Origin of the sequence: Ruminococcus bicirculans (ex Wegman et al. 2014), assembly GCF_000723465.1 — a bacterium.
GTDB classification, from domain to species: Bacteria; Bacillota; Clostridia; order Oscillospirales; family Ruminococcaceae; genus Hominimerdicola; species Hominimerdicola aceti.
This window is the reverse complement of sequence record NZ_HF545616.1, coordinates 1804596-1831312: the sequence shown is the minus strand read 5'-3', so window position 1 is coordinate 1831312 and position 26717 is coordinate 1804596. Positions and strand designations below refer to the sequence as shown.

The 26717-nt window shown below is 44.1% G+C and carries 26 protein-coding genes and 1 other annotated feature; of the genes, 19 read left to right on the top strand and 7 right to left on the bottom strand.

Translation table 11 applies throughout. The annotated features are described in order from the left end of the window. The first annotated feature begins 182 nt into the window (after window positions 1-182). From RBI_RS08480 to RBI_RS08455, 6 genes are all read left to right on the top strand, one after another. A complete protein-coding gene (locus tag RBI_RS08480) occupies window positions 183-722 on the top strand; it encodes a CinA family protein (protein ID WP_046441625.1) in 540 nt (179 codons plus the stop codon). Between the two features lie 5 nt (window positions 723-727). Further along, the gene (locus RBI_RS08475) at window positions 728-1798 is read left to right on the top strand and encodes a class B sortase (protein WP_022287615.1); all 1071 of its coding nucleotides are present in this window, start codon (window positions 728-730) and stop codon (window positions 1796-1798) included. A gap of 109 nt (window positions 1799-1907) precedes the next feature. After that, the gene (locus RBI_RS08470) at window positions 1908-3008 is read left to right on the top strand and encodes a cell wall hydrolase (protein WP_038673385.1); all 1101 of its coding nucleotides are present in this window, start codon (window positions 1908-1910) and stop codon (window positions 3006-3008) included. A 201-nt stretch (window positions 3009-3209) separates the two neighbouring features. Next, window positions 3210-4643, top strand: coding sequence for a SpoIID/LytB domain-containing protein (locus RBI_RS08465; RefSeq protein WP_051706695.1), 1434 nt, complete (start codon window positions 3210-3212; stop codon window positions 4641-4643). 18 nt (window positions 4644-4661) lie between these two features. After that, the gene (locus tag RBI_RS08460) at window positions 4662-5357 is read left to right on the top strand and encodes a zinc-ribbon domain-containing protein (RefSeq protein ID WP_022287618.1); all 696 of its coding nucleotides are present in this window, start codon (window positions 4662-4664) and stop codon (window positions 5355-5357) included. A 79-nt stretch (window positions 5358-5436) separates the two neighbouring features. After that, the gene (locus RBI_RS08455) at window positions 5437-6042 is read left to right on the top strand and encodes a Maf family protein (protein ID WP_051706693.1); all 606 of its coding nucleotides are present in this window, start codon (window positions 5437-5439) and stop codon (window positions 6040-6042) included. Here the strand turns inward: RBI_RS08455 and RBI_RS08450 are convergent. After that, window positions 6030-6740: a DUF421 domain-containing protein gene (locus tag RBI_RS08450; RefSeq protein WP_038672308.1), complete on the bottom strand. Its 711-nt coding sequence runs from the start codon at window positions 6738-6740 to the stop codon at window positions 6030-6032. The two genes, RBI_RS08455 and RBI_RS08450, sit on opposite strands and share 13 nt — an antisense overlap. Before the next feature lie 73 nt (window positions 6741-6813). Between RBI_RS08450 and RBI_RS08445 the strand changes: the two genes are divergently transcribed. From RBI_RS08445 to RBI_RS08425, 5 genes are all read left to right on the top strand, one after another. After that, a complete protein-coding gene (locus RBI_RS08445; RefSeq protein ID WP_038672306.1) occupies window positions 6814-7053 on the top strand; it encodes a hypothetical protein in 240 nt (79 codons plus the stop codon). Between the two features lie 14 nt (window positions 7054-7067). Continuing rightward, entirely contained in the window at window positions 7068-7373 is a 306-nt protein-coding gene (locus RBI_RS08440; protein WP_022287622.1) for a hypothetical protein, read from the top strand. A 260-nt stretch (window positions 7374-7633) separates the two neighbouring features. Further along, window positions 7634-7858 (top strand) — a binding site (T-box leader). Between the two features lie 47 nt (window positions 7859-7905). After that, window positions 7906-9108: a threonine ammonia-lyase gene (ilvA, locus tag RBI_RS08435; protein ID WP_022287623.1), complete on the top strand. Its 1203-nt coding sequence runs from the start codon at window positions 7906-7908 to the stop codon at window positions 9106-9108. 23 nt (window positions 9109-9131) lie between these two features. Continuing rightward, window positions 9132-9506 (top strand): RidA family protein, encoded by a 375-nt coding sequence (locus RBI_RS08430; RefSeq protein WP_022287624.1) that lies wholly within the window; start codon window positions 9132-9134, stop codon window positions 9504-9506. A gap of 166 nt (window positions 9507-9672) precedes the next feature. Continuing rightward, window positions 9673-10911 (top strand): chloride channel protein, encoded by a 1239-nt coding sequence (locus RBI_RS08425; protein ID WP_051706822.1) that lies wholly within the window; start codon window positions 9673-9675, stop codon window positions 10909-10911. A 29-nt stretch (window positions 10912-10940) separates the two neighbouring features. Here the strand turns inward: RBI_RS08425 and ybaK are convergent, their stop codons facing one another. The 5 genes from ybaK to gpr form a co-directional block, all read right to left on the bottom strand. After that, window positions 10941-11429 carry a Cys-tRNA(Pro) deacylase gene (gene ybaK / locus RBI_RS08420; protein WP_022287626.1) on the bottom strand — a complete coding sequence of 163 codons (489 nt, stop codon included), beginning with the start codon at window positions 11427-11429 and terminating at the stop codon, window positions 10941-10943. A 29-nt stretch (window positions 11430-11458) separates the two neighbouring features. After that, entirely contained in the window at window positions 11459-12061 is a 603-nt protein-coding gene (locus RBI_RS08415) for an AAA family ATPase (protein WP_022287627.1), read from the bottom strand. A gap of 215 nt (window positions 12062-12276) precedes the next feature. Then, the gene (locus tag RBI_RS08410; RefSeq protein WP_022287628.1) at window positions 12277-12906 is read right to left on the bottom strand and encodes an AAA family ATPase; all 630 of its coding nucleotides are present in this window, start codon (window positions 12904-12906) and stop codon (window positions 12277-12279) included. Between the two features lie 214 nt (window positions 12907-13120). Next, entirely contained in the window at window positions 13121-14536 is a 1416-nt protein-coding gene (locus tag RBI_RS08405; protein ID WP_038672302.1) for an ABC transporter substrate-binding protein, read from the bottom strand. A gap of 321 nt (window positions 14537-14857) precedes the next feature. Continuing rightward, the gene (gene gpr, locus RBI_RS08400; RefSeq protein ID WP_038672300.1) at window positions 14858-15727 is read right to left on the bottom strand and encodes a GPR endopeptidase; all 870 of its coding nucleotides are present in this window, start codon (window positions 15725-15727) and stop codon (window positions 14858-14860) included. 221 nt (window positions 15728-15948) lie between these two features. Here gpr and rpsT point away from each other — a divergent pair, with 221 nt between their 5' ends. The 3 genes from rpsT to RBI_RS08385 all read left to right on the top strand — a co-directional run bounded on the left by rpsT (window position 15949) and on the right by RBI_RS08385 (window position 19094). Further along, window positions 15949-16200 (top strand): 30S ribosomal protein S20, encoded by a 252-nt coding sequence (gene rpsT / locus RBI_RS08395; RefSeq protein WP_022287631.1) that lies wholly within the window; start codon window positions 15949-15951, stop codon window positions 16198-16200. 155 nt (window positions 16201-16355) lie between these two features. After that, the gene (locus RBI_RS08390; protein WP_022287632.1) at window positions 16356-17201 is read left to right on the top strand and encodes a glycosyltransferase; all 846 of its coding nucleotides are present in this window, start codon (window positions 16356-16358) and stop codon (window positions 17199-17201) included. A gap of 240 nt (window positions 17202-17441) precedes the next feature. After that, window positions 17442-19094: a glycosyl hydrolase gene (locus RBI_RS08385; RefSeq protein ID WP_038672298.1), complete on the top strand. Its 1653-nt coding sequence runs from the start codon at window positions 17442-17444 to the stop codon at window positions 19092-19094. A 126-nt stretch (window positions 19095-19220) separates the two neighbouring features. Here the strand turns inward: RBI_RS08385 and RBI_RS08380 are convergent, their stop codons facing one another. Continuing rightward, entirely contained in the window at window positions 19221-21896 is a 2676-nt protein-coding gene (locus RBI_RS08380; RefSeq protein WP_158455137.1) for a YfhO family protein, read from the bottom strand. A 231-nt stretch (window positions 21897-22127) separates the two neighbouring features. Here RBI_RS08380 and RBI_RS08375 point away from each other — a divergent pair, with 231 nt between their 5' ends. The 5 genes from RBI_RS08375 (at window position 22128) to RBI_RS08355 (ending at window position 26717) form a co-directional block, all read left to right on the top strand. Further along, window positions 22128-22763: a peptidylprolyl isomerase gene (locus RBI_RS08375; RefSeq protein WP_038672296.1), complete on the top strand. Its 636-nt coding sequence runs from the start codon at window positions 22128-22130 to the stop codon at window positions 22761-22763. Between the two features lie 214 nt (window positions 22764-22977). Beyond that, window positions 22978-23757 (top strand): transporter substrate-binding domain-containing protein, encoded by a 780-nt coding sequence (locus RBI_RS08370; protein WP_022287636.1) that lies wholly within the window; start codon window positions 22978-22980, stop codon window positions 23755-23757. A 68-nt stretch (window positions 23758-23825) separates the two neighbouring features. Beyond that, on the top strand, window positions 23826-24518 hold the full coding sequence (locus RBI_RS08365) for an amino acid ABC transporter permease (protein ID WP_022287637.1): 693 nt from the start codon (window positions 23826-23828) through the stop codon (window positions 24516-24518). Continuing rightward, window positions 24505-25230, top strand: a complete 726-nt coding sequence (locus tag RBI_RS08360) for an amino acid ABC transporter ATP-binding protein (RefSeq protein WP_038672295.1) — start codon at window positions 24505-24507, stop codon at window positions 25228-25230. The genes RBI_RS08365 and RBI_RS08360 overlap by 14 nt, the downstream gene beginning before the upstream one ends. A 137-nt stretch (window positions 25231-25367) precedes the next feature. After that, a complete protein-coding gene (locus RBI_RS08355) occupies window positions 25368-26717 on the top strand; it encodes a MurT ligase domain-containing protein (protein WP_038672293.1) in 1350 nt (449 codons plus the stop codon).

Genomic DNA, 26717 nt, shown 5'->3' with positions numbered 1-26717 from the left:
TCAAAAGGGTGTTGAACGGGCTTGTTAATAATGAAAAATCAGTAATTTGGTAACAAAAGTGTAACATCTGCTTGCAGAATTTGCTATTAACATTGGTTTTTGAAAAACGTCGAATTAACAAAATGGACAAAAAGAGCCGATTTTTTATGTGCAATATATAACTAAAAGGGGTGATTATTACTATGAAATTTGCTGAAGGTGACAAAGTGGTTACAGATAGTATTGACATAGTTACAAAAAGTGTAGTAAAATATATGATAAAGAGCGGTCGGAAGCTGTGTACTGCGGAAAGCTGTACAGGCGGAATGATAAGCCAGACGATCACTTCCGTTTCGGGAGCGTCGGAAATGTTCCTCGGCGGTGCTTGCACCTATACGGAGGAAATAAAGATGAAGCTTCTGAACGTGAAAAAGGAAACGCTGGAGCAGTATACTGTTTATTCTGAGCAGACAGCCAGTGAGATGAGCAAGGGTGCGCTGAAGCTTTTCGGTGCAGATTGTGCAGTGGCTGTTACTGGTATAGCAGGGCCAAGCGGCGGTTCTCAGGAAAAGCCTGTGGGAACTGTATATGTTTCAGTGAGAAGTCGTCAGAAAGAAATAGTCAGACGGCTTGAGCTTTATAAAGAATATGAGAATTTGGACAGAAGAAAGATCCGTATGCTTACAACAGAAACAGCACTGAGAATGGTGCTTGAGCTGTATGAACAAAAGGCGGAGGCTTGAAATAAATGTCAATGGCTAATGAAACAATGAATCTGTCCGAAAAGGACGATACAAACTTTTTTGTAAGAGTAGTAAGATATTTTATCCCGTGGAAGGGCGACGGAGCAGGAGAAGTGTTCAGAAAGATAGTGTTCATGTTCTCTATCGTGCTTTTCTGTGTTTCTCTTAATGAGCTTTCTGATTTTCTGAAAGCCGACGAGCAGGATCAGAACTATATGCAGGAGATCGTAAATTACGAGCCTGACTTTAGCGATGACGTTGACCTGAGCAAGAATAACGGCTCAGACGATATTGACGTTTCTGACCCTGAGGCTTCAACAAAGGACAGAGAAGTTCAGGGTTGGGCTAAGAAGCTTCTGAAAAGGAACAAGGACGTCGTAGGCTGGATAAAGATACCAGGCTTTAAAAATTCCGCAGGTGATGAATATATAAACTTCCCAGTTCTCAAAGGCAAGGATAATGAATATTATCTTTACAAGAATATTGACAAGCAGTATTACGAATCGGGAAGCATTTATGCAGACGCTTGGTCTACCATAAATAAGGACGGGCAGTCTGACAATATCACGATATATGGTCATAACATGAGATATGTGGGAACTTCTTTTACTCACCTTACTGAGTATAAAAAGGGAGTGGATTTTCTTAAGAAATATCCTGTTATCGAGTTCAATACTATCTATGACAGCAACTGTAAGTATGTTATCGTGGGTGCGTTCGTGACGGGAATACTTGAAAATCAGGACGACGGAAAGCTCTTCAAATACTGGACTACCAGATATTTTGACGACGCTGACTATAAGTTTGACGATTGGATCTCAGAAGTGAGAAAGCGTTCGTGGTATTCAAACGATATCGAGTGTACAGCAGACGATAAGTATATATCGCTCTCAACTTGTACAAACGAAACTTCAAATCTCAGGTGGGTAATCGTGGCAAAGAAAATGACGGCTGACGATAACCTGGATCTTATAATAGATTCCTATAAGGACAAGGCAAATAAGGATATTTATTTTCCTAAATGCTGGAGAAACGTATACGGAAACAATAAGAAGTATTTCGGCTGGGATTATTGATGTTTATTACACCAAATCGGTGTAAAATAAATTTTAGCTGACGTCAAGCTCACGGACGGCAGTGAAGACGGTTTGCGTGCAGACGGTCGGAAAGGGTAATGTGATTAAAATGAAGCAGAAAAAAACTGAAGACAGCATAAAGCGAACAGCTAAGCCGTCGGTCAGGAAAGTAGGAACAATGCTGGGCAGCGGTGCGCTGGCAGTGCTGATGATAGGTACAGTAAGTATCTTTGCACTTACAAGCGGCAACAACGAGGCTCAGAAGGACACAAAAGCTGCAATAACCAACACTAAGACCACTTCTGTGACAGAAGCAGAAACTGAGAGAGATGAGACCTATACTTCAATGAACACCGTTACATGGAGAAAAGCGGGTATCAGCGAGTATAAAATGGCACAGGCAGAGTCCGAGACAACAACTTCCGCCAAAGCCACTACAACAAAAAAGACAGAAACTACTAAAAATGCAGCAAAAGAAACAAAGGTCAATAACGTAACAATGGTCGCAACTGAGATCGTGAACGTCAGAGAAAAGGCTGACAAGAACTCAGAGATAGAAGCTATCGTTGCAGCAGACGAGGAAGTTATCGTTACGGCTGAAACAAGCGACGGTTGGTATAAGGTTACATACGGCGACTACAGCGGATATGTAATGAAGGACTATCTTAAAAAGGCAGAGGTAACAACAACTTCCGCTGCGAAGTCCGAAACTACAACAGCAGCTAAGAAGTCTGAAACAAAAAAGACTACGACAACAAAGGCTAAGACAACAAAGTCTGAAACAAAAAAGACAGAAACAAAGAAAGCAACAACAGCAAACTCGAACAGTTCTGTTATAAGCTATACAGATGAAGAATTTGATATGCTTTGCTACGTTCTTCAGGGCGAGGTAGGAAACTGTTCAGAGCAGAGCAAGATCGCTGTTGCAAATGTTATTATCAACAGAGTGAAAACAGGTAGATTTGGAAGCTCTATAAGCGACGTTCTTACAGCGCCAAATCAGTTCACTGCAATAAACGGCTATTACAGCGGCAGAAACAAGCCAACTCAGAACACTATTGATTGTGCAAAGAGAGCGCTGAACGGCGAGGATAATTCAAACGGTGCAGTTTATTACTACGCTCCACAGTATTGCGGTGGAAGCACAGCGTCTTGGTTTGAATCACTCACATTCTGCATGGAGCTTGATGGTCAGAGATACTTCAAGTAATATTTGAAGTTTTTGGCTAAAGTGCCGATATTGTAGATGTAAAATTGTATATTATGCTGAAAAGTCAGGACGAAACTTAGCTTTGTCTTGACTTTTTTTCAGTATTTGATAAACTATTATTTAGGTATGCAGTGAGTATTTTGCTGCCATTGGGAATGTTTTGCGGTGTGACCGCTTGAAGGTAAGGACAGTGTCTTGACGATGAATTTGATGACAAAAAAGATATGTGCAAATGTCTGCGCAGCAGTAATGAGCATAACTGCCGTTGGTATATGCGGTGAGCTGCTGCTGGATAATAAAAGCGTGGGCGCAGAAAAAGCCCCTGCGGTGCAGGTCAAAAACGTTGAAGCTCAAAGCGTTAAGACCACTGCCGCTACTGAGGTCTATGACTTTGTGAAGTTCAAAAAGTCCTCTGTGGATAAGTATGATATGTCTTATGTTCAGCAGAAAAAGCAGGCAAAGACCACAAAGAAAAAGGCTTCAGCCAGTGAGTTTACTGTGGAAATGCCTGAGGATAAGGGCGAGTATTACGATATAAAGAACGACCCTGCTAACTTTACAGATACAAGAAGCGTCGCTGATGAGTATTATACTGTCAACGATATAATCTCAGGAAATATCGTCACTCTTAATGGTCATGAACTGCTCTGTCAGATAGTCAACAGCGAGATAGGCGGTGAGTGGGGCGAGGAAGCCATAAAGGCGCAGGCCGTGGCGGCTTATACATGGGTCAGATTTAACGATTCTATCGGTGCTATACCTACGGTGGGGCTTAAAAGCGGATATTCTTCAAAGATAGAAAGATGTGTAAATGCCGTTGAGGGTCAGACCGTTATGTATAACGGCAATATCATAAATGCAGTTTATTCTGCTTCAACAGCAGGTTATTCTACCACCAGTGAGGATATATGGGGCGTTTCTTACCCGTATCTCAAGCGTGTAAAGAGCGAGTTTGACAATAAAGATCCTAACTGGGGCATTGAAGCTACATATACAAAAGACGAGGTCAAGGAGCGTATCGAGAGCCAAACTGATATAAAGCTTTCCGACGACGTGAAGAACTGGTTTAAAATAGACTCTGCTTTCAGCGGAAAGTATATAAGCGGAGTGACTATCGACGGTCATACGAGCTGTACCTATGATGGCAGTGAAGCCAGGATAACAGGTATCATGCTCTGCAACCTCTTTGATGTGAAATCGAACGCCATGGAGATAAGCTATAAGGACGGTGTGTTCACTTTCAAGTCCTATGGCTGGGGTCACGGCGTTGGAATGTCGCAGTGGGGCGCTTGCTATTATGCCGAGGCTGGCTATACATACGATCAGATACTTACTCACTATTATGTGAATTGCTATCTTGGTCTGTCGGCTGTAAATGACAAAGCTGTAAAGAGAGGTCAGATGTCGCAGGACGAGATAGATAAGGAGATAAAGGATTCAGAGATAGTTGACGAGGGCGGAAACGCTTCAGGCGACAGCAAAGAGGACAGTGAGCCTGCACAGACTCAGCCGACCGAGAACGGCACTGTTACCACCGCTCCTGCTATAGAAGCACCTGATACTACAACAACTTCGTTTGACGTTCAGCCTGAGGATAATATCACCATAGAGCAAAATACAGAAGAAATATTATAACCGAAAGGGAGAATAAAAATGGGATTTTTTTCACCTAAGAATACACCTGAAAATGCAGTAAAGGCACAGATAGACGCAAAGCTTGCCTTTATAAACGATAAGTATACCGAGATAGGCAGATATGTCAAGCTCAGAATGGCTGACAAGATAGAAGAGCCGGAGGTGAAAAACCTTATTGCTCAGATAGACGCAACTCTTGAAGAACTGAAAAATCTTAATGAACAGCTTCTTACTATCAGAGGAATGAAACTTTGTTCCGGCTGTGGTCACGAGATACCAGTGAATATGGCGTTCTGCCCTAACTGCGGAACAAAACAGCCTGAAATGGCTCAGCCTGTTTATCAGCAGCCTGCTCAGGGCGGTGCAGTTCCAATGGGCGCACAGCCTGTTATACAAAACAGTCAGGGCTATCATAATCACCCTGTTTCACCTGCTTATAATCAGCCACAGGCTAATCCTGTTTATGGCAATCCTGCTCAGCAGAATGTTCAGACAGCCGCTCCTATCCCTGAGCCTGCTGTGGCACAGACTGCTGCACCTATCCCACAGCCTGAAACAGCACCTCAGCCTGCACCAATGCCACAGCCTGCTCCGGTGATAGCAGAAGCTCCGGTGCAAGAGCCTGCAAACAGCAGTTTTGTATTCTGCTCTCAGTGCGGCCACAAAGAGCCGGCAGGCGTTAAGTTCTGCTCAGAGTGCGGAATGAAGTTGTAATAAAAAAACTAAGGCAGCGCAGGATAATAAGTGCGTTGCCTTTTTGAGTAAGAAGTAAAAGAAGTAAAGGAAGATCTTTATGTCAGTGAATATTTCAAGCGAGCTTATGGATTATGATGTTATACTTGCTTCAGCGTCGCCAAGAAGAAAAGAACTGCTGTCATTGATGTGTGAGAATTTCAGGGTTATCCCCTCAGATTGTGACGAAAAAATACCAGAGGACGTTACACCAGAGCTTGCCCCTGAGTATCTTTCAGGGATAAAATGCAGATGTATCGCTTCGGTCTATGACCTGAGCGTTGTTATCGGCTGTGACACTGTTGTAATATGCGATGGGGAAGTTCTCGGTAAGCCTGTGGACGAAGCTGATGCCATAAGAATGTTAAAAATGCTGTCAGGCAAGACTCATCATGTTGTAACAGGCGTTACCCTTGGCAGAGGCTGTCGTTACAGTAGCTTTTCCGTTGATACCGCAGTGACTTTCAGAGAGCTTTCCGACGAGGAGATAAAAGCCTATGTGAAAAGCGGCGAGCCTATGGATAAGGCGGGGGCTTACGGCATACAAGGGCTTGGAGCACTTCTTGTGGAAAAGATAGACGGGGACTTTTATAACGTTGTTGGTCTGCCTGTGAGCAGGCTTGCAGAGGAGCTGCACGAGTTTTTGAAGAAGGTTCAGTCGAAGTAGATCTTCTTGTTGCTCTCCTGAGTTTTCGGGAACACTGTCACCCTGTCGTTTCCGTCAACTATGCAGAGAAAGACCTTGTCAGGTGATGAACAGCCTTGCTTTTTTATTTCGTTGGTGAGCCATTTTATCTCCTTGCCTGCGTATTTCAGGTTGTCCTCCATAATAACGCCGTCAAGGATAAGGTCGGTGCAAAGCTTTTCGTCCTGCTTCTCATATCCTAAGTCTTTTGGAGTGAGAGGTGCTTCTGCGGCACGTTCCATGAAAGAGATAGTGCCGTTGGTTTCCAGAATAGCGTAGTATATCTTCGAGATGTCGAAATAGCCTGACGTTCTTGCCCTTGAAAGCAGATCGTTCACATCAAGCTTGGCGGTCTTAAGGTTTTCGGGATATATTTTGCCTTTTTCAATAAGCAGGATAGGTTTGCCCGAAAGAAAATGTCGGCAGTGGATAGACTTCATCGTAAGCACCGACAACAGAAAGCCTGTCAGTCCGTAAAGCACCATTGCGATAACAGGCACTATAAGCTCGTCCATTTCCTGCGAAACAGCCATTTCAGAGGCGATAGAGCCTATGGTGATGCCGTTGATGTAGTCAAAAAGCGTGAGCTGTGATATCTGCTTGTTGCCAAGAAGCTTTGATATGGCAAACATAACGATTATAGAGCCGACTGTGGCAAGTATGGTGTGAGTGATGTTCATAGGTGTTTGACCCCTTTCAGAATATGCCCTTATTATCTGCATATGCGAACGTATTATTCTTCTGACGCATATTATGACAGAGAAACGTTGTGAGCAGGAAAGGGCGGTATCAGTGGAAAACCGGGGATCGTGCTGCGGTCAGCAGCTTAATATAATGGCTGCGGCATTTGCAAATTATCTTGGCGAGGGTTTGAGCGTTGACCAGCTTGGGTTGCTGTCAGCCTTTTTGCAGTCGGTGGGCGAGTCGCTTGACGTTATCGTCTCCGCAAGGCAGCTTTGTGCAGGAAATGATAATAATATAGCAGATAATTGATACAGGAGCGTAAAATGGGACTTTTCAGAAAAAATAAAGGTACGCCCTTGAAAGAGCTTGAACGCTATCATGGGAAACGAGTTTCCTATGTGGTGGAGCGTGAGGGCGCAGAGGAAAATGTTATCGGAAGAACAGGCGGAATATCTGTTGATAGTGAAAAGCTTGTGGTGGTGTGTGACGGACACGAGGTTTTCAGGTGCAGTACCGACGGCATAGTCTGCGCTGAGCTTATGAGCCACAACGGAGCGGATATAAAGGGCAGGGATATGACCACAGGGAAGCTTCGTCATATCGTTGTGCATTACGCAAACAAAAGGTGATATTTTTGCAAATGCACTCTCTTTGCACATAATTCTATCACATTGCAGTGGTAATATTATTACAGTCGGAAAGGAAAGACCGACAGTTAAAAAGACTTCATGATTGTTTTCTTCATATATTTTTTCTATACTTCCTTAATGAATAAAAACCTGCACGCTCGTGCGGGTTTTTATTTTTTGTATAATGTCTTAGAGAAAAATTCATTTTATTGCTGTTGACAATTCATATTTATGGTGATATAATGATTGTATTGAATATCGTAAAGGCTGTGACGAGAAAGGTGACGGTGCGAATACTTCGCAGAGAGCGGACGTTTGGTGAAAGTCCGCAGGGATAACGCCGTCAGGATCATCTCTGAGCTGATCCGCCTAAGCAGATGTGTTAAGCGGATACGGTTTCTCACCGTTAGAAAGAGATATGAGTGGCAGGCTTATGGTCTGCAATCAGAGTGGTAACACGGAGATATTATGTCTTCGCCTCTAGTCAGGCGAGGGCTTTTTTTTATTACATAGAAAAAAGAGGTTGTTTTTTATGCTTACATTGGATAAGGTTTTTGACGCTTCAAACGTGCTTAAAGAGGTCATCAGACCAACAGCGTGTATCCATGCGCCAAAGGTAAACCCTGATTGTGACGTTTATCTGAAAACAGAAAATCTTCAGGTAACAGGTTCTTTCAAGGTAAGAGGAGCTTATTATAAGATATCACAGCTTTCAGACGAGGAAAAGTCACACGGTGTTATCGCCTGCTCAGCAGGAAACCACGCACAGGGCGTTGCTCTCGCCGCAACAAAGAACGGTATAAAGTCTATCATCTGTCTTCCTGACGGCGCACCTATCTCAAAGGTAGAGGCAACCAAGGGCTATGGCGCTGAGGTATGTCTTGTGCCTGGCGTTTATGATGACGCTTATGCAAAGGCTATCGAGCTTCGTGACGCTAACGGCTATACATTTATTCACCCGTTCGATGACGAAAATGTTATCGCAGGTCAGGGAACTATCGGTCTGGAGATACTAAGTCAGGTGGCTGACGCAGACGTTATCGTTGTTCCTGTTGGCGGCGGCGGACTTATCTCAGGTGTTGCATTCACTGTAAAACAGCTCAAGCCAAGCGTTAGAGTATACGGCGTTCAGGCTGAAGGCGCACCTTCAATGGTAAATTCACTTAAAGACGGCAAGATAGAGTGCCTTGAAAGCGTTCACACTATCGCAGACGGAATCAAGGTAAAAGAGCCTGGCGAGCATACCTTTGAGTATTGCAGTAAGTATGTTGACGGCGTTGTTACAGTTTCAGACGACGAGATATCATCAGCTATCCTCCACCTTATCGAGAAGCAAAAGCTCGTTTCAGAGGGCGCAGGCGCAACACCTGTTGCCGCAGTAATGTTTAATAAGATACCTGACATCAAGGGCAAAAAGGTTGTATGTCTTGTTTCAGGCGGAAATATAGACGTAACTATCCTTTCAAGAGTTATCAAGAGAGGTCTGCTCAAGTCTGGCAGATCTGATACTCTTACTATCCAGCTTGAGGACAGACCTGGTCAGCTTAGAGATGTTTCAGAGATAATTTCAAAGCTTGGCGGAAACGTTGTTTCTGTTCACCACGAGAGAGCAAGCGAGGACAGCGATATCACAGACTGCCTGCTCAGACTTGTTCTTGAAACAAGAAACTTTGATCATATCAGAGAGATAAGACAGGCTCTTACAGCCGCAGGCTTTAAGATAGTCAATAAGTAATTTTAAGACAGGAGTAGATAAAAATGGCAGAAGTTGTTTACACAAAGAACGCACCGGACGCGATCGGTCCATATTCACAGGCAATGAAGGTAGGAAACCTTGTTTTCACATCAGGTCAGATAGCAATCAATCCTGCAACAGGCAACGTTGAGGCAACAACTATCGAGGAGCAGACACATCAGGTTTGCAAGAACCTCACAAACGTTCTTGAAGCCGCAGGAACATCTATCGGCAAGGCTGTAAAGACAGTATGCTTCCTTAAGAATATGTCAGATTTCGGTGCATTTAACGGAGTTTACGGCGAGTATTTTACATCAAAGCCTGCACGTTCATGCGTTGCCGCAAAAGAGCTTCCAAAGGACGTTCTCGTTGAGGTAGAGGTAATCGCTGAGGTATAATTTAGCATATTATCTTGTAGTGGAACGGCTGAATTTCTGTTTCACAGAAATGCGACGTCCCATTATTGTGGGGCTGTATTTCAAGTATTTCGGGCGGCATATGTCGCCCGTTGTTTTTCTGTAAAAAGGGGTGAGAAAAATAAGCAGTGAGTTTATAAAAAGCAAAATGCGGACGGTGAAAAAATTCTCCATAGCCTTTGCAAAGTGGGTCTTTATCGCCTGCGCAGTGGGTGTAATAGGGGGAATAGTCGGCTCGCTGTTCCATATGGCGGTAAACTTTGCCACAGGCTTCCGTGAGTGTCATAGCTGGACATTGTATCTCATGCCGTTGGCAGGTCTGTTTATCATTTTCAGCTATCGTGTCTGCAAGGTGAACGAGGAGACCGGTACAAATCTTATCATCAGTTCTGTTCGTGGAAACATCAAAGTGCCGCTGCTTATGGCGCCTCTCATCTTTCTAGGCACCGTACTCACCCACCTTACGGGCGGTTCGGCAGGACGTGAGGGTGCGGCTTTGCAGCTTGGCGGAAGCATTGGCGCAAAGGCAGGCGAGCTTTTAAAGCTTGACGAAAAAGATTCCAGCCTTGTGATAATGTGCGGAATGAGTGCAGTGTTTGCCGCACTTTTCGGCACGCCTTTGACTGCGACTTTTTTTGCTATGGAAGTAATAAGCGTGGGCGTTATATACTATGTGGGTCTTGTGCCTTGCATAGCTTCCTCTCTTATCGCATATAAAATATCGCTGTTGGCAGGGCTTGCGCCAACAAAGTTCAACATAACAGGCATACCAAGGCTTTCCCTTGTGTCTGTGACCCAGATAGCGGCGCTTGCGGCTCTTTGTGCGGTGATATCCATACTCCTTTGCATGGTAATGGAGTTTTCACATTCAAGATTTCAGATGTATCTGCCTAACACCTATCTCAGGATAGGTGTAGGTGGCGTTGTGATCATTGCATTGACTTTGCTTGTAGGTACAAGGGATTACAACGGAGCAGGCGTAGACGTTATCGTTGCGGCTTTAGAGAAAGGCAAGGCGCACCCAGAAGCCTTTGCCCTGAAAATGCTTTTCACCGCCATAACTATAAATACAGGCTTCAAGGGCGGTGAGATAGTCCCGACCTTCTTTATCGGAGCAACTTTCGGCTGTACAGCCGCAGGCTTTTTGGGGCTTGACCCATCATTCGGTGCGGCTATAGGTCTTGTGGCACTTTTCTGTGGCGTTGTGAACTGCCCTGTGGCTTCCATACTTCTCAGCTATGAGCTTTTCGGCGGAAGTGGGCTTGTGCTTTTTGCGGTTGCCTGCGGAGTAAGCTATATGCTTTCGGGCTATTACGGACTTTATTCCAGCCAGAAAATAATGTACTCAAAGACAAAGCCCGAATATATCAACATAAATGCAAAATAAAAGAGAGCCAAGCGGCTCTCTTTTTTTGTTTATTCACTCATTGTTATGCTCTCGAATTTACCCCTTGTGACCTTGATAAGGTCTTTCGGAGAAAGCATTATCTGCGACCCGATACGTCCGCCGCTTATGATTATCTCCTCAAACTGCTCTGCAGAGCTGTCAACTACAGTCATGTACTGTTTTTTCATGCCAAGGGGTGTACAGCCACCACGAATGTAGCCCGTAACAGAGTTTATATCCTTCACATGGAGCATCTCCACCGACTTTTCGCCCACAGACTTTGCCGCCTTTTTCATGTCAAGCTCCTCTGCGATAGGGATAGCGAAAACATAGTAATTTCCGCTTTTACCCACTGTCACAAGTGTCTTGAACGAGCTTTCATATGGCTGACCGAGCATATCTGCAATGTGTATGCCGTCGATAAACTCGTCGCACTCGTATGTGTTGACCTTGTATTTTACCTTATTTCTGTCAAGAATACGCATGGCGTTAGTCTTGACTTCCTTATCCTTTGACATTTTTTATCGCTCCCAATAAAATATTGCCCCTATTTCTCCCTTGAAAGCTTCACAGTGTCAGCAATTATCTCGGCGCACATTTCGTAGCCAAGCCTGCCGCTGTCAAGGCACATATCATAGCTTGAAATATCTCCCCACTTTTTGTTGGTGTTGGAGTTGTAATAGTCGGCACGTTTTTTGTCATACTTTTTGAGCCTTGCTTCTACCTCGTCCTCGGAGATGTTGTGCTTCTCAATTGCGCACTCCTGACGCTTCTCAAAGCTTGCATTAATGAAGACATTCAGCGTCTTGACTTTGTTTTTCAGTATAAAATCTGCACATCTGCCCACGATAACGCAGTTTCCCTTTGAAACAAGCTCCATTATTACCTCTGTTTCAGCGGCGAATATCTTCTCTGTTATAGGATACTCTTTCTCCTTTGAAAACAGATTTATAGGTGTTTTGAGAATGCTCAGAGCGGCTTCCTCGTATTTTTGTATTTCGCTCATTGCAATGCCGCTTTTTTGTGCCGCCATGTCGATTATCTCTCTGTCATAGCATGGGATACCAAGCTTTTCAGCCACAAGCTTACCGATAGTCGAACCGCCTGCGCAATAATGTCTGCCGATAGTGATAACTTTTATTTCAGCCATTTTCTGTTTCTCCTTTTGCAGTATTTTTTATTTTTTTAACGGACTTCTGCCCTTTTATACAGTATAATATATTTGCTTGTTATTGTCAATAACATATTGGTTACACTTTGTTTAAGCTAGAGTAATAAAACTTCTCATAAAACGGAAAAGGACCGACCCTATGGTCAGCCCTCTTTCGTAGTAAGGAAAGTAAAATGAATTAAAACGAAAAATTCCTATTTATCAGCGTTGGCTTCTTTTATTTCGATATAAGCCTTCATAAGCTTGATAGCACCGTCAACGCCTGTTTTGGACGAGTTGATACAAAGGTCATAGTTCTTTGCTTCGCCCCATTTCATGTCGGTGTAATAATTATAGTATGAAGCTCTCCGCTTATCAGTCTTGCGGATAAAGTCCTCAGCTTTGTTTTTTTCAATATCGTATCTCTCAAGGATACGCTTTTTCTTTTCGGCAGTGTTGCCGGAAATGAAGAAGTCGATAATATTAGGCTCATTTTTCAGAACATAGTCAGCACAACGTCCTACAATAACACAAGGACCCTTCTTTGCAATGTTCTTGATAGTTTCAAACTGAGCCAAGAATATCTTGTGATTCAGCGGCATATCAGGATTGATCCTGCCGTCTGCACTTACAGGGTAATTACCCATGACCAGTGAGAAAAGAAAGCTGTTGGTATAGGACTCATCATTCTTAACAAAAAGCTCCTGACATATACCGCTCTCTTTTGAAGCCATTTCCAAAAGCTCTTTATCATAGAAAGGTATGCCCAGATCATCAGCAAGCTTCTTGCCTATTTCACGTCCTCCGCTGCCAAATTCACGGCTGATAGTAATAATCGATCTCATAAAACATATCTCCCTTCTTTGATATATTCTTTTTAACGTGTATTTATTATAGCATATTTTTTGTGATTTGTACATAAAAATCCGTAAAATTCTTGCACAAATTTATGTATTTTATATTGTGCATTTTGCGTACAAATATATTTAACAAATTCGTGACAAATACAAAGGCAATAAAAAAGCGGGACGAATGAACGTCCCGCTTGAAAATACTGAATTATTCAGCAACGTTAGCGTTTGCTTCCTTGATGATGTAATCAACAGCCTTCTGGTTCTCAGCAACGCACTCTGTCCATGTGGTAGCTCCGCCGCCTGTTACCATTGTAGCCTGGTTTACTGTCTGCATAAGTGTTGAAAGCTCAGCAGATACGCCGTCCTGGAAGTCAAATACAGGATTCTGTCTAGCCAGATCGTAAATTGTCTTACGCATCTCGATCATATCGTCTGTCCAGCCGTAGTCGTTCTTGAGCTGTTCTTCTGTGATGTTCTGTACCTCAGAGTTTGCAACCTTGCAGCAGTTTACGAACGCATTGAAGCCGTCTGGGTTTGGAGCGTTCTTGCAGAGGAGATAGCCGTTTACGCCTGTAGATACATAGTACTTGTCAGAATCGTCCATTCTTGGCATTGGAACGAACATAACCTCGCCGTCCTTGACGCTTCCGAATGTCTTAGTCTTTTCAGGAGTATCCTCGAGAGCCCATGTGCCGATAGGAATGAACAGTGTGAGCTGTGAACCAAGACCTTCACCGTTAGCTCCGTCACCTCTTGTCTTCCAGTTGTTGCTTGATCTGTCGAATACAACGTTGTTCTTCTCAAGGTTGTACATAAGATCCTGAACTGTACCAACTTCAGCCTTGCCCATGTTGTTTACAAGCTTGCCGTCCTCAAGACCGATAAGTGGATAACCGCAAGTATCGTTAAGAGCCTTGCCGTACCAGTAACCATCAAGAGCATATCTGTCAGCTTCAGAGTCTGCAAAGTCAAGGCACATCTCTGTGAACTTGCTCCATGTCCACTCGTCATTAGCGTAAAGCTCAGCAGGATCGTCATAGCCAAAGTCTGATATTGTCTTTGTGTTGTATGTACAAACATACTGTGGTCTTACGTCGATAGCAGCTACATAGTGCTTGCCGTTGAATACGAATGAATCGTTAAGTGTCTGTGATGATGACCAGATGTCTGAGCTGAAATCAACTACATCGTCGATAGGCTCGAACATGGCCTTGATAGCACCCTTAGGGAATGCGTCCATGTCGTCAACAGGGAAGAAGTCAGGTGAGTCGTTAGCCATAACTGCCTTAGCAAGATCAGTATATCTGTTATCCCAAGTTGTCTGAACGTACTCGATCTTTCCACCGTACTTAGTCTGGAAAAGTGAGATAGCAGGCGATTCTGACTTACCATCACTAGGGTTGATGTCATAGTGAGCCATCCACTTGATAGTCTTGTTTGAAAGCTCGATGTCAGGGAGCTTATCCTGAAGTGCATTTACCTGCTCCTTCTGATCATCTGTCATAGCCTTAGCTTCCTTCTTGGAAGATGAGCTGTCACTTGATGAGCTGCCGCAAGCAGCCATGCTGCAAGCCAGTGAAAGCGCACAAGCAGCAGCGAAAATTCTCTTTGCCATTTTCATTATAGTAACCTCCTTGATAATAGACGAATGTTCCTTACCCAAAACGTTCATCTGTTACGATCGACAAGCATTGTTACCCGACAACGCTTGCCATAACGCTTATTTTTCGTCCTTACTAATGATAACAAAAAGTTTAAATTTAGTCAATCAGCATTTTGCAATATAAAGCTCAAGCGTTTTTGTTGATTATGACAAAGGTGTGTTGAATTTGTGTGAGTATTCGTTTTCAGAAAACGTTTTCGCAATTTCACTCATACATATTAATAAAAAGTTTACAATTGTTGTATACAGGTTTTACATTACTGTATCACCTGTCTTTTGTCAGCAGGTGAGAGTTTGGATGTCCTCTTGCGACAGGGCAGGGTGAACGGCACGGTTTATGCCCATTGCAATGAGCTTTGCGCAGTTTTCCGAAAGTTTGTCAGCAGTTTTCGGAGCGACCATGATGTTTTCGGAGCTTTCAGGTGCGGTCTGACCGAAAATGTGCTGTGCGGCAGTGCAAAGGTCTATGACCGTTGGCACGCCTATGGCAATGCACTTTACCCCGAGGGTCGAAAGCGAAAGCTCTTTTCGCGCGTTTTCGACTCCGCTTCCCGGAGAAATGCCGGTGTTGCAAAGCTGTATTGTCCTGCCAAGATTTGAAAGTTCGCTGCAAGCCAGTGCGTCAACGGCAATGACAGCCTGCGGTCTTACACGCTCTGCGATAGCTTTTACCTGCTCTGAGGATTCTATTCCCGTGTTTCCAAGCACTCCTGTCTGTATCACTGTGACCTCGCCCAGATCGTCAGTATCAAGCTCTTTTGCAAGGCTTTTTATGTGACGGGTAGCGAAGATCTTTTCAGCGGTAAGAGGGCCAACAGCGTCGGAAGTCAGGGCATAGTTCCCAAGCCCTACTGCCAAAAAACGTTCACATCCACCGCAAAGCTCCCTTATGGCTTTTGCTATGACTTCTGCACGCTCACGAAAACTGTCGCTGTACATATCGAATGTTGAATCTGTGGCAGTAAGGGTGATGTATCTGCCGACAGGTCTGCCAAGCTTTTCGGCGGCTTCCTGTGTTTCTATGGTGATGTCCGTTACCTTAAGCCTAGCGTTTTCAATAACCTTGTTTTTGACTTTCACTCCCTGAAGCTTTTCCGCACCGCCTGCCTGAGAAAAGCTCTCAGCCGCCATATCCGTTCTAATGCTCATTTTATTCACCTTTCTGTGATATCGTGTAAGTTTTTGTGTGTTCCTACAATTTAGACCGCAAAATTTCTATATTTTTTTCAGTAAACCCCCTTGCAATTTCTTTTGAAATGTGGTAAAATATTTTACAAGGCTTGTTTAAAGGGCTTTCCGCATTTCCTCTCAGTCTGCGGATAGCTTGTGCAAATAAGTGCAAATTTATACAGAATGAGGGAGGTGTCGGTATGCCAAACATTAAATCCGCTAAGAAGAGAGTCAAGGTTATCAACACTAAGACAATGAGAAACAAGGCTGTAAAGTCTGATCTTAAAACTGCACTCAAGAAGGCTGACGCTGCTGTAGCTGAGAATGCAGAAAACAAGGAAGAAGTAGTAAGAGCTGCTATCAAGAAGGTAGATATGGCTTGCACAAAGGGCATTATGCATAAGAATGCTGCTGCAAGAAAGGTATCACAGCTTGCTAAGAAGCTTGGCTAATTTTTCAAAGTAGCTTACAAGACCGTTCCGAATGGGGCGGTCTTTTTTGTGTATTGGTCTGTACTATATAATATAGTATACTTTGTTGGTCGTAGTTGACTTTTTGGAGCTGTTATAGTATAATTGAGTTGATAATAATGCAGGGGAGGGATTTTATGACGTATCGTGTTGGAAAATATACGCTGCCTGAATACAGTGTGCTTATGTCGGTGTATGACCGTGAGCTTCCTGAGAACCTTAACGAGAGTCTTGAGTCTATGCTCATGCAGTCATATCCTCCCTCTGACTTCGTGCTTGTGTGCGACGGCAAGCTCACCTGCGAGCTTAATATCATCGTGAAGTCTTTTCAGGACGAGTTCAAGCATATTTTCCATATCGTTCAGATAGACGAGAATGTGGGCGTTGGAAAGGCTTACAACGAGGGCATAAAGGCGTGTAAATGCGATTATATCGTGAAAATGGACAGCGACGATATATCTCTCCCTAACCGCTGCTTGAAGCAGATGACCCTTTTTGCGGTGAAGCCTAAGCTTGATATCATCGGCACATATGTGGAGGAGTTCGACACTGACACTGACGAGGTAGTTTCGGTGAAAAAAGTGCCTGTCATGCATAAGGATATCGCTTCATATTCCAAACGACGCAACCCTTTCAACAGGCAGTCTGTGGCTTTTCGCAAGTCCTTTGCGGAAAAGATAGGCGGTTACAGTGACCTTAAAATGTGCGAGGACTATGAGTTTATCGCACGAATGTTACAGCATGGTGCAAAGGGACAGAACATACCCGAGGTGCTTGTGCGCTACCGCATAGATGAAAATACTGTGGATACACGCAAAAGCTGGGAACATACAAAGGCTTTCATTCGTGTGAGGTGGATAATACACCGTTCAGGGTATACGGGCTTCCGTGACTTTTTCATGCCATGCGCTCTGCAGCTTGGCTTGTTTATATTTCCCAGAAAATTCACCCGTTGGGTATACAGAACGTTTCTCAGAAAATAATATTTTTTATATATGAAAATATGAACCTAATGCCGTGTGGGTTCATATTTTTTTAGTTCAAATAAAAGTAAACGTTATCAATTTTGAACACGATGTTAAACATTAAAAATGGCTATTGACAATGATTTTTTATATGATATATTTAAAAGTATGGAATATAAAGCCTAAAGGCGAGAGCCTCGCAAAGCTTGGCTTTATAAAAATTTGAATATTTTAATTAGTAATGATAAGGAGAACATTATGCGTGAAATAATGAAAAGAACAGTTGCTGCCGTTATGGCAGTGCTTATCGCTTGTGCGGCAGCAGGCTGCAGCAGCACAGGAAACAGCAGCTCAGGCAGCTCGTCAGCAGGCGAAACTACCACTACAACAGCTCCTGTCGTTGAAGATATGGGCAACATCGACCTTTCAGACGTAACGACAGAGTATGACGTTCCTGAGGATTTCAGCTACGAATCCGAGGCGGAAAAAGGAACTCTTTCGGGAGGTGCGGCAGTGCTTGATAAGAATTTTCTTGGTAAGTTTTCTGGCGATGGCTTCGTTTCCATAGGCTCATCGGGAGATATGGTGGAGTTCGAGATAGATTTTCCTGCAAAGGGAAGCTATAATATTACTCTCACAATGGCGGCAGACGGCGAGGGTCAGTCAAATCTTATCACTGTTGATGGTGCTGCGCTCACAAACTTCACATCAACCACAACAGAGTTTGGCGACACTATGGCTGAAAATGTGCTTATCGACGAAGGTACTCATAAGGTAGGCATAAAGGGCGACAACGGTCATATCTATATTGACAAGATAAAGATAACCCCGGCTCCTGCTATCGACCTTTCACAGTATGAGGTATCAAATCAGCTTTCAAATCCTAACGCTTCTGACGAGGCAAAAAGACTTTATAACTTCCTTACGGACGTTTATGGCAAGTATACTATCTCAGGTCAGTTTTCAGGAGATAACGAGGGCAAGGACTGCCGTGAGTTCAAGGAGATAAAGAAGCATACAGGCAAGACGCCTGCTATACTTGGTCTTGACGTTTCAAACCTTTCAAACAGCGCACTTTCACATGGCGCAGGCGGCGGAGATATGGTGCCATTGCAGGCTATGGACTGGTACAACAACGAAAATGGTATAGTTTCACTTTGCTGGCATTGGTATGCCCCTGATAAAAACCTGGAAAAGAACGGCGGAGCATGGTGGCAGGGCTTCTATTCTGAATACACAGACTTCGACCTTGCAAAGGCTCTCAGCGGTGAGGACAAAGAGGGCTACGATTCTATCATAGCAGACCTTGACCATATGGCAGGGGTACTTAAAGAGCTTGCAGACGCAAACGTGCCTATACTTTGGCGACCTCTCCACGAGGCGGCAGGCGACCCTAAGTATCCTGGCAACGCATGGTTCTGGTGGGGTTCAGCAGGAAAGGACGCATATATTCAGCTTTGGCAGCTCATGTATGACAAGTTCACAAACGAGTATGGTCTTAACAACCTCATCTGGGTATGGAACGCACAGAATCCTGACTGGTATCCGGGTGATGAGTATGTTGACATCATGGGCTATGACTGTTATCCTGCAGAGCAGGACAGCTCTTCACAGAAGTGGTATTATGACCTTGTGAAGTCAAGCACATCCACAAAAAAGATAATCGCAATGACAGAGAACGGCTCGATGTTCGACCCTGACGGAGCATTCAACGACGGCACACGCTGGGCGTGGTTCAGTACATGGAACGGCGAGTTCTGTATCAAGGATAAACAGCTTTCAGATCAGTACACCACATTTGACGAGTGGAACAAGATCTACAACAGCGAAAGAGTTCTCACCCTTGACGAGCTTCCAAACCTGAAATGCTATCCAATGGATACTGAAAAGTATCTGGAGGAGCATAAGTAAATTCGGATAAAATAAAAACTGCGGACGGCAAAATGCTATCCGCAGTTTTGTTATGTAGGGGAACGGCTCAATTTCTGTTTCACAGAAATGCGACGTCCCGAATTATTGTTCTGTCCTATTTTATTATCAGCTATAAATATTCAGTATGCAAGGTGCAACATAAACCACTATGATCACTATAGCTCCCGCACCGATAACAGCCACAAGTGCAGCGGCTTCCATAGTTTCTCCGAATTTCAGTTTCTTTCTTATGAAGAAATATCCTGCTGTCAGCGCAATGCCTGCGATAGTCAGTGCAAGACCTGCATAAAAGCCCTTTGGCACGCTTGTTACAGTTATTGTGTTCTCGCCCTCCTGCAAGTCAAAGCTTACAAGGTCACCGAAAACCTTGTCATATGAAACAGCCTTGCCGTTGACCTTTATTTTCAGACCCTCCTGATATGGTATCTGAAGCACACATTTCTGTCCTGCCTTTGCGTTCACGCTTCCTGAAAGCTTGCCGTCACTGTCTGTAAGACCGGCGGTCTGTGCTTGCTCAAGTGCCTTTTCAAGAACATTGTGGTGAAGCCCGAAAACGCCATAGGAACGGCAGCTTGTGATGTCTTTCTTCAAGGTCACACGCACGTTGACGTGTTCATTTTCAAATTCCCCAAGCTTCAAAAGCCCGTTGCTCGATTGTGACGGATAATCCATCTGCTTTACCTGACCGTTCACTGTTACCATGAAGCTTCCGTTTATATCCTCGCTGAGGCTGTTTGAAAGCTTGTCGAAGCAGTCAAAATAAAGTGTCTGCTTGTCTGTCACATCTATGCTGTAGTCCATGTAGGCTACATCGCTAGTAGTAGTGAGGGTGTAGTTCGGTTTAAAGTTACTGTCGTCCTGCACACCATAGATCGTGGTGTATTCGTAGTCTGTGATAAGCTCGTTACCGTTGCCACCGAAAAGCTGTTCAAAAAGCTTCTTCTGAACGTTGCTTCTTGTGCCTGTGGAAAGCTCCTCACTGCCGCTCAGGTCAGCGTCGGTCACAATGCCAAGGGGGAGATAGTATTCTGTCGGCACTATCTCGTAGGTGTCGTTTGAATATACAGCGTCAGCCGAGCCTGTACTTTTTTCAATAAGATATTTTACTGACAGCAAAGCGTCAGTAAGCTCCGTTCCGCCATATGAGCCTACCTCCATCCAGTAAGAGGAGTAACCAAGCTGCTTCATCATGTACATATAATCACGGCTTGTGAGGGAGGTATAGTGGCTCAGGGAATTGTAGCCCATTGAGCCGACCAAATTGACCTCGAAAAGCTTGCTTGCGGTCTTTACTCTGTAAAAGCCCTCTGTTTCGTGAAGCCTGTCTGAAAGATCCATTATCTTCTGATGATTAGCCGCACGGAGAGTATTGTTCATGCTTGGGGATACCATATAAATGTTCACGTTTGCGTATGACTCAGCCGCAACAAACATTGCGAGGAAGACAGCAAATATCTTCTTTGATATCCAGCCCTTTTTGTGCAGCAGAACGATAACAGTATAGAAAGCCGCCGCCACAATGAAAAATTCAAGGCAAAGCTCAAAGGCGGTGCTGTCCTGCCAAAGGCTTTTAGTATATTTTGACATTCCGTCGCGGTTGTTCTCAACAAAGCCCTCAGAGAAGTTGTAAAAGCCGTAGATAAGTGCCGCAAGTATCAGGAAAATAACAAAGTGGTCGCAGTTTTTCTTTCCTTTTGCCACTGCGTTTTCCGATGACAGAAAATATCCTGCGCAGATAAGTGCAAAGAATATGGTAATGAAAGCGTATCTGCATGGGAACGACATATAGCTTCCCGTGTGCCACATAAGGTTCGCAGGCTCTATTAAAATAGGTACGAGCATCAAAAAGAGCATTATAAGGTCGGTGTTCAAACGCTTGCTTCTCTTTTTGCCGTCAAGAAGAAACACTGCAACTATCACTATCACCGAAGCCGTTGACAACAGCAGGCAGAATGTGGTGTTGTAGTTTGTGATGAATGAGGCGGTTTCGATCTGCTGGATAACTGATTTAGAACGTCCGCTTGACAAAAACTGCAGGAAGCATGGCATCCATACCACCGCTGAAAGCAATGCACCAAGGAGCGAGCCTATAACAAATCTGCATGGAACGTCCTTGTATTTTTCCTCCTTGCGGTAACGCCAGCAGCAAAGCGCCATGAAAATCATTATGAAAACAACTATCATGTAGCTGATGTAGTAGTTCACTATCATCATAAGTGTGAGCATGACAGTGTACGGGATAATGCGCTTTTTCTCGAAAAGCTCCCTGAATGCCACCATAAGGAGAGGGAAAAGATACATCATGTCGAGCCATATGTTGTTCTGATAATATAACATTCCATAGCCGCAGAATGCGTATATGACGCTGAGTACAGCACTGATATAAGGGTCGAGCTTTTTCTGACAGGAGCGGAAATATATCTGCGCCGTGACAGCCGCCGTCATCATTTTAAGCACTGTGAGAATGTTCACAAGGTAGATGATGTCAGCCTTGTCAACAAAAAGCACAAGCAAGGTGTAGGGGCTTGCGATAAAGAAGAAGAAAACGCCCCACAGGTCCATTCCTCCTGCGTTGTGGAAGTTAAGGAACATTCCGTCCTTGCCTGTGAAAATATCCTTGAAGTCGGTGAGCAGAGGTATCACCTGCTGTGACATATCGCACCATGATACAGTGCCGTCACCGAAAGGGTAAAGCCCATGCCGATAAAAAGCAAATCCCATTATGAGCAATACAGCCAGAGGCGGGATGATAAAAGGCAGAGCTTTTTTCAACTTATCCATTTTGTTCAGTCCTCCATACATAACATAGTTTTTATATTTTTCTTTAAAAAACATTATAATTATACTCCATTAAGAGTCAAAAATCAATATTAAATAAGCCAACTTTAGGCTTCGTATGATGAAAATTATGTGAAAAACATGGTCTGATGTTGATTTTTTTGCAGTGAGGTGCTATAATAGGCTAGTGAAAAGGCAGAAGTGCCATTAATAATGATCGAAAGGACGATAAAAATGAAACTTAAAAAGCTATTCAGAGCATTGGCTCTTTGCACAGCAGGCGTGCTTGCCTGCGCAGTTCTTACAGCCTGCGGAGATAAGGGTGACAGCTCATCACAGACCTCTGCGGCTGACACTGACAAGAAGTTCGTTATCACGCTTTATGCCAATGACGCACCTATCACCTGCGAGAACTTCGAGAAGCTGGTAAAGAAAAAGTTCTATGACGGACTTACTTTCCATAGAGTTGTAGACGGCTTTATGGCACAGGGCGGTGACCCTAACGGTGACGGCACAGGCGGAAGCAAGGAAACTATCAAGGGCGAGTTCTCAGCAAATGGCGTTGAAAACGGCCTGAGCCATACAAGAGGCGTTGTTTCAATGGCAAGAGCCAATGATATGGACAGTGCCTCAAGCCAGTTCTTTATCTGCTACAGCGATAAGGATACCTTCCTTGACGGTCAGTATGCGGCTTTCGGCATGGTAACAGAGGGCATGGACGTTGTTGATGACTTTCTTAAAGTTGAGAGAACAACAGGTTCAGACAACGCACAGTCAAAGCCTGTTACGCCTATCACTATCGTAAAGGCTGAAATGATAGATGATGACGCAGACGGCAACCACAGAGTTCAGTTCACAATGAATTTCTAAGCTGATTTTCACAAAGAGGTGTCCCCGTTGGGTGGATACCTTTTTTTGTTTACTAAAATGGTTTGGCAAAACAAAAAATTCATAATTTATATATCAAATCACTGATAAAAGCTATTGCAAAAAGCCGTGTGTTCAGTTATAATATATGGTATAGGTTTATGCACAGTCGGTATTGGAGGACTGTCGCTATCAATTTTTGAAAGGAATGTATGTTATGAAGAAATTTGCAGCAGGACTTATTGCAGTGGCAATGAGCGTTACAATGCTTGCAGGCTGCGGAGTGCCTGCTAATACAGTTCACAGCGTTGACGATCTGGAGGGCAAGACTATCGGTGTTCAGCTTGGAACAACAGGCGACATCTATGCCGAGGACGTTAAGGACGCTAAGGTAGAAAAATACAACAAGGGCGCTGATGCTGTTCAGGCTCTGAAGCAGGGCAAGATAGACGCTGTTATAATCGACGCTGAGCCTGCTAAGGTATTCGTTGAGAAGAATGACGATCTTGAAATACTTGACGAGCCTTTTGCTGAGGAAGAATACGCTATCGCTATGAAGCTTGACAACACTGAGCTTCAGACAGCTGTCAACGGTGCGCTCAAGGAGCTTAAGGCTGACGGAACACTTGACGCTATCAAGGCAAACTACGTTGGCGAGAACGCTGGCAAGAACCCATACAAGTCCCCTGATAATGTTAGCAGAGATAAGGGTACACTTGTAATGGCAACAAACGCTGAGTTCCCTCCATACGAGAGCAAGGAGAATGATAAGGTCGTTGGTATCGACGCTGATATGATGCAGGCAGTTTGCGACAAGCTTGGTTATGAGCTTAAGATAGACGATATGGCATTTGATTCTATCATCTCAGCCGTTCAGTCAGGCAAGGCAGACGTTGGCGTTGCAGGTATGACAGTTACACCTGACAGAGAGAAAAACGTTCTTTTCTCTGACACTTACACATCATCAAGTCAGGTAATAATCGTAAGAAAGAAATAATTTTTCACACTTCGGCTGTCGTAGAGCGGCAGCCGAAATTATTTTGATAAAGAACAGGAAGTGCTGAATTGAACAAATTGATCGACGATTTCCAGCAAAATTTTTTGGACGAGAGCCGTTGGCATTATCTTACCAATGGTCTTAAAACAACACTTATCATAACCTTCTTTGCGGTCATACTTGGCTTTGTGTTGGGATTTCTTGTGGCTATAGTCCGCTCTACTCATGATAAGACAGGCAAAATGAAGATACTCAACGCCCTTTGCAGAGTGTATCTTACAGTGATAAGAGGAACTCCTATGGTAGTTCAGCTCCTTATAACATATTTTGTTATTTTCGGAAGTGTGAACATAGACAAGACTCTTGTGGCTGTGCTTGCATTCGGCGTGAACTCAGGCGCATATGTGGCTGAGATAGTCCGTTCAGGTATCATGTCAGTTGATAACGGTCAGTTTGAAGCAGGAAGAAGCCTTGGCCTTAGCTATCGTCAGACAATGATATCAATAGTTCTTCCGCAGGCTTTCAAAACAGTCCTGCCTGCCCTTGCAAACGAGTGCATAGTTTTGCTTAAAGAAACCTCTGTTGCAGGATATATCGCAATTCAGGACCTTACAAAGGGCGGAGATATAATCCGTTCTCAGACGTTCTCGGCATTCATGCCGCTTATAACAGTTGCACTTATTTACCTTATAATGGTAGTTGTGCTTACTCATCTGGTAGGAAAGCTTGAAAGGAGGCTGTCGCAAAGTGATAGACGTTAAACATCTCAGCAAGTCTTTCGGCGAGGTCGAAGTGCTGAAAGATATAAACGAAACTATCGACAAGGGCGAAAAGGTCGTTATCGTTGGTCCGTCAGGCTCAGGAAAATCCACCTTTCTCCGCTGTCTTAACCTTATGGAAAAGCCGACCTCAGGTGATATATTCTTTGAGGGCGAGAACATCACTCAGGCGAACGAGCATGAAATGAACAAGCTCAGACAGAGAATGGGCATGGTTTTTCAGCATTTCAACCTCTTCCCACATCTTACAATAAAAAAGAATATCACTCTTGCCCCTGTGAAGCTTGGACTTATGACAGCCGATGAAGCCGACAAAAAGGCGGAGGAGCTTTTGGAAAGAGTTGGTCTGCCTGATAAGGCTGACGAGTATCCTTCAAGGCTCTCAGGCGGTCAGAAGCAGAGAATAGCCATCGCACGTTCACTGGCGATGAATCCTGAGGTAATGCTCTTTGACGAGCCTACTTCTGCACTTGACCCTGAAATGGTGGGCGAGGTGCTGGAGCTTATGAAACAGCTTGCAAACGACGGCATGACAATGGTTGTCGTTACCCACGAAATGGGTTTTGCAAGGGAAGTTGCTTCAAGAGTTCTGTTTATGGCAGACGGAAAAATACTCGAGCAGAACAAGCCGTCAGAGTTCTTTGCACACCCTGAAAATCAGCGCTTGAAAGATTTTCTCTCAAAAATTATATAGAAGCCAACACCGCACAAGGGGCGCCTATCGTCTTTGTGCGGTGTTTTTTTGTTTGCAAAGGTCTAAAATGCTTGACATTATGGGCGTTATGGTCTATTATTATTTTATACGACTTTATTTTAATAGGAGATACATAAATGAGTTTAAAAAACGCTTTCACCATTATTTTCGGCAAGCTTATGGTAAAAACTCTGCACCTGCTTGGCAGGGACGCAGGCAACTTTCCTGGGCTTGTGCTGTGGACTATAAATAAAGACTGCCTTAAGGCTTTCAAGGTGGATTGCCCTATCGTCGCCGTCACAGGCACCAACGGCAAGACCTCTGTTACAAACTATCTCAGCCATATTTTTGCAAGCGGTGGAAAGAAGATAATAACAAACCCGGAGGGTAACAATCTTGATACGGGAATATGCTCCCTCCTGCTCAATCACTGCGATATGAGGGGAAGAGTCCATGCCGATTATCTCGTGCTTGAAACTGACGAGTCACACGTTCCTGTGGTCTATTCAAAGCTCAATTTGCAGACCCTTGTTCTGCTGAATTTCTTCCGTGACCAGCTTGACAGAAACGGCGAGGTGGAAACACTCATTCTCAAGGTGAAAAAGTTCCTTGAAACATTTGAGGGCAACGTTGTCCTCAATGCCGATGACCCAAACGTGGCAAGACTTGGACTTGCTAACCCCAATAATAAAAATATCCACTATTTCAGCGTTGACAGATATCAGGGCGCAACGGATAAGCCTTATGAGGTGGGCGAGGGCAAGTTCTGTCCTTTCTGCGATACTGAGCTTGTCTATGACTATTATCAGTATTCACATATCGGCAAGTTCCATTGTCCGAAATGCGGTTTCGGCAATATCGAGCCTGAGGTGGAGATAAAGAACGTTGACCTGACTGTTCCGTCCTTTGAAGCAGACGGGGAAACATATAAGACCGCTCATAACAGTATCTATTATATGTATAACATGGCGGCTGTCTATACCGCCGCAAAGCTCTATAATTTTGATAAGGCTATATTGCATGACACTTTCGAGCATTTCGAGGTCAATAACGGCAGACTTGAACGCTTTGAGGTTGACGGCTCAAGCCTGCTTGTGAACCTTGCCAAAAACCCTGTTGGCGCAAATATGACCCTGCGTGTGATGAACGAGCAGGCAGGCTCAAAGGAACTGCTTTTTGTCCTTAACGATAACCTTGCAGACGGCCATGACGTTTCCTGGATATGGGATATAAACTTCTCTGTGTTCAATAATGTTGACAGAGTTGTGACTTCTGGTACGAGAGCATATGATATCGCCATAAGAATAAAATGCTCAGGCTATGACCCTGACAAGATATTCGTTTATCCTGACCTTGACGAAGCAACAGCGTCACTCTTCTCCACAAAGGGGGATAAGTTCGCCATAGCCAATTATACTGCTATTCAGCCGACAAGAGCCGCAATAAAAAGATATAAGAGCCTGAAAGAAAACGGGGAGGAAAAGTAA

Coding starts and splice junctions, on each gene's coding strand:
- RBI_RS08460 (WP_022287618.1), top strand. CDS start 4,662: ATGGGATTTTTTTCACCTAAGAATACACCTGAAAATGCAGTAAAGGCA.
- RBI_RS08470 (WP_038673385.1), top strand. CDS start 1,908: ATGAAGCAGAAAAAAACTGAAGACAGCATAAAGCGAACAGCTAAGCCG.
- RBI_RS08385 (WP_038672298.1), top strand. CDS start 17,442: ATGCGTGAAATAATGAAAAGAACAGTTGCTGCCGTTATGGCAGTGCTT.
- ybaK (WP_022287626.1), bottom strand. CDS start 11,429: ATGTCAAAGGATAAGGAAGTCAAGACTAACGCCATGCGTATTCTTGAC.
- RBI_RS08375 (WP_038672296.1), top strand. CDS start 22,128: ATGAAACTTAAAAAGCTATTCAGAGCATTGGCTCTTTGCACAGCAGGC.
- RBI_RS08415 (WP_022287627.1), bottom strand. CDS start 12,061: ATGGCTGAAATAAAAGTTATCACTATCGGCAGACATTATTGCGCAGGC.
- RBI_RS08445 (WP_038672306.1), top strand. CDS start 6,814: ATGACAGAGAAACGTTGTGAGCAGGAAAGGGCGGTATCAGTGGAAAAC.
- RBI_RS08475 (WP_022287615.1), top strand. CDS start 728: ATGTCAATGGCTAATGAAACAATGAATCTGTCCGAAAAGGACGATACA.
- RBI_RS08430 (WP_022287624.1), top strand. CDS start 9,132: ATGGCAGAAGTTGTTTACACAAAGAACGCACCGGACGCGATCGGTCCA.
- RBI_RS08480 (WP_046441625.1), top strand. CDS start 183: ATGAAATTTGCTGAAGGTGACAAAGTGGTTACAGATAGTATTGACATA.
- RBI_RS08405 (WP_038672302.1), bottom strand. CDS start 14,536: ATGAAAATGGCAAAGAGAATTTTCGCTGCTGCTTGTGCGCTTTCACTG.
- RBI_RS08370 (WP_022287636.1), top strand. CDS start 22,978: ATGAAGAAATTTGCAGCAGGACTTATTGCAGTGGCAATGAGCGTTACA.
- RBI_RS08355 (WP_038672293.1), top strand. CDS start 25,368: ATGAGTTTAAAAAACGCTTTCACCATTATTTTCGGCAAGCTTATGGTA.
- RBI_RS08390 (WP_022287632.1), top strand. CDS start 16,356: ATGACGTATCGTGTTGGAAAATATACGCTGCCTGAATACAGTGTGCTT.
- RBI_RS08440 (WP_022287622.1), top strand. CDS start 7,068: ATGGGACTTTTCAGAAAAAATAAAGGTACGCCCTTGAAAGAGCTTGAA.
- RBI_RS08450 (WP_038672308.1), bottom strand. CDS start 6,740: ATGAACATCACTCACACCATACTTGCCACAGTCGGCTCTATAATCGTT.
- gpr (WP_038672300.1), bottom strand. CDS start 15,727: ATGAGCATTAGAACGGATATGGCGGCTGAGAGCTTTTCTCAGGCAGGC.
- RBI_RS08455 (WP_051706693.1), top strand. CDS start 5,437: ATGTCAGTGAATATTTCAAGCGAGCTTATGGATTATGATGTTATACTT.
- RBI_RS08410 (WP_022287628.1), bottom strand. CDS start 12,906: ATGAGATCGATTATTACTATCAGCCGTGAATTTGGCAGCGGAGGACGT.
- RBI_RS08380 (WP_158455137.1), bottom strand. CDS start 21,896: ATGGATAAGTTGAAAAAAGCTCTGCCTTTTATCATCCCGCCTCTGGCT.
- RBI_RS08465 (WP_051706695.1), top strand. CDS start 3,210: ATGAATTTGATGACAAAAAAGATATGTGCAAATGTCTGCGCAGCAGTA.
- ilvA (WP_022287623.1), top strand. CDS start 7,906: ATGCTTACATTGGATAAGGTTTTTGACGCTTCAAACGTGCTTAAAGAG.
- rpsT (WP_022287631.1), top strand. CDS start 15,949: ATGCCAAACATTAAATCCGCTAAGAAGAGAGTCAAGGTTATCAACACT.
- RBI_RS08425 (WP_051706822.1), top strand. CDS start 9,673: ATGCGGACGGTGAAAAAATTCTCCATAGCCTTTGCAAAGTGGGTCTTT.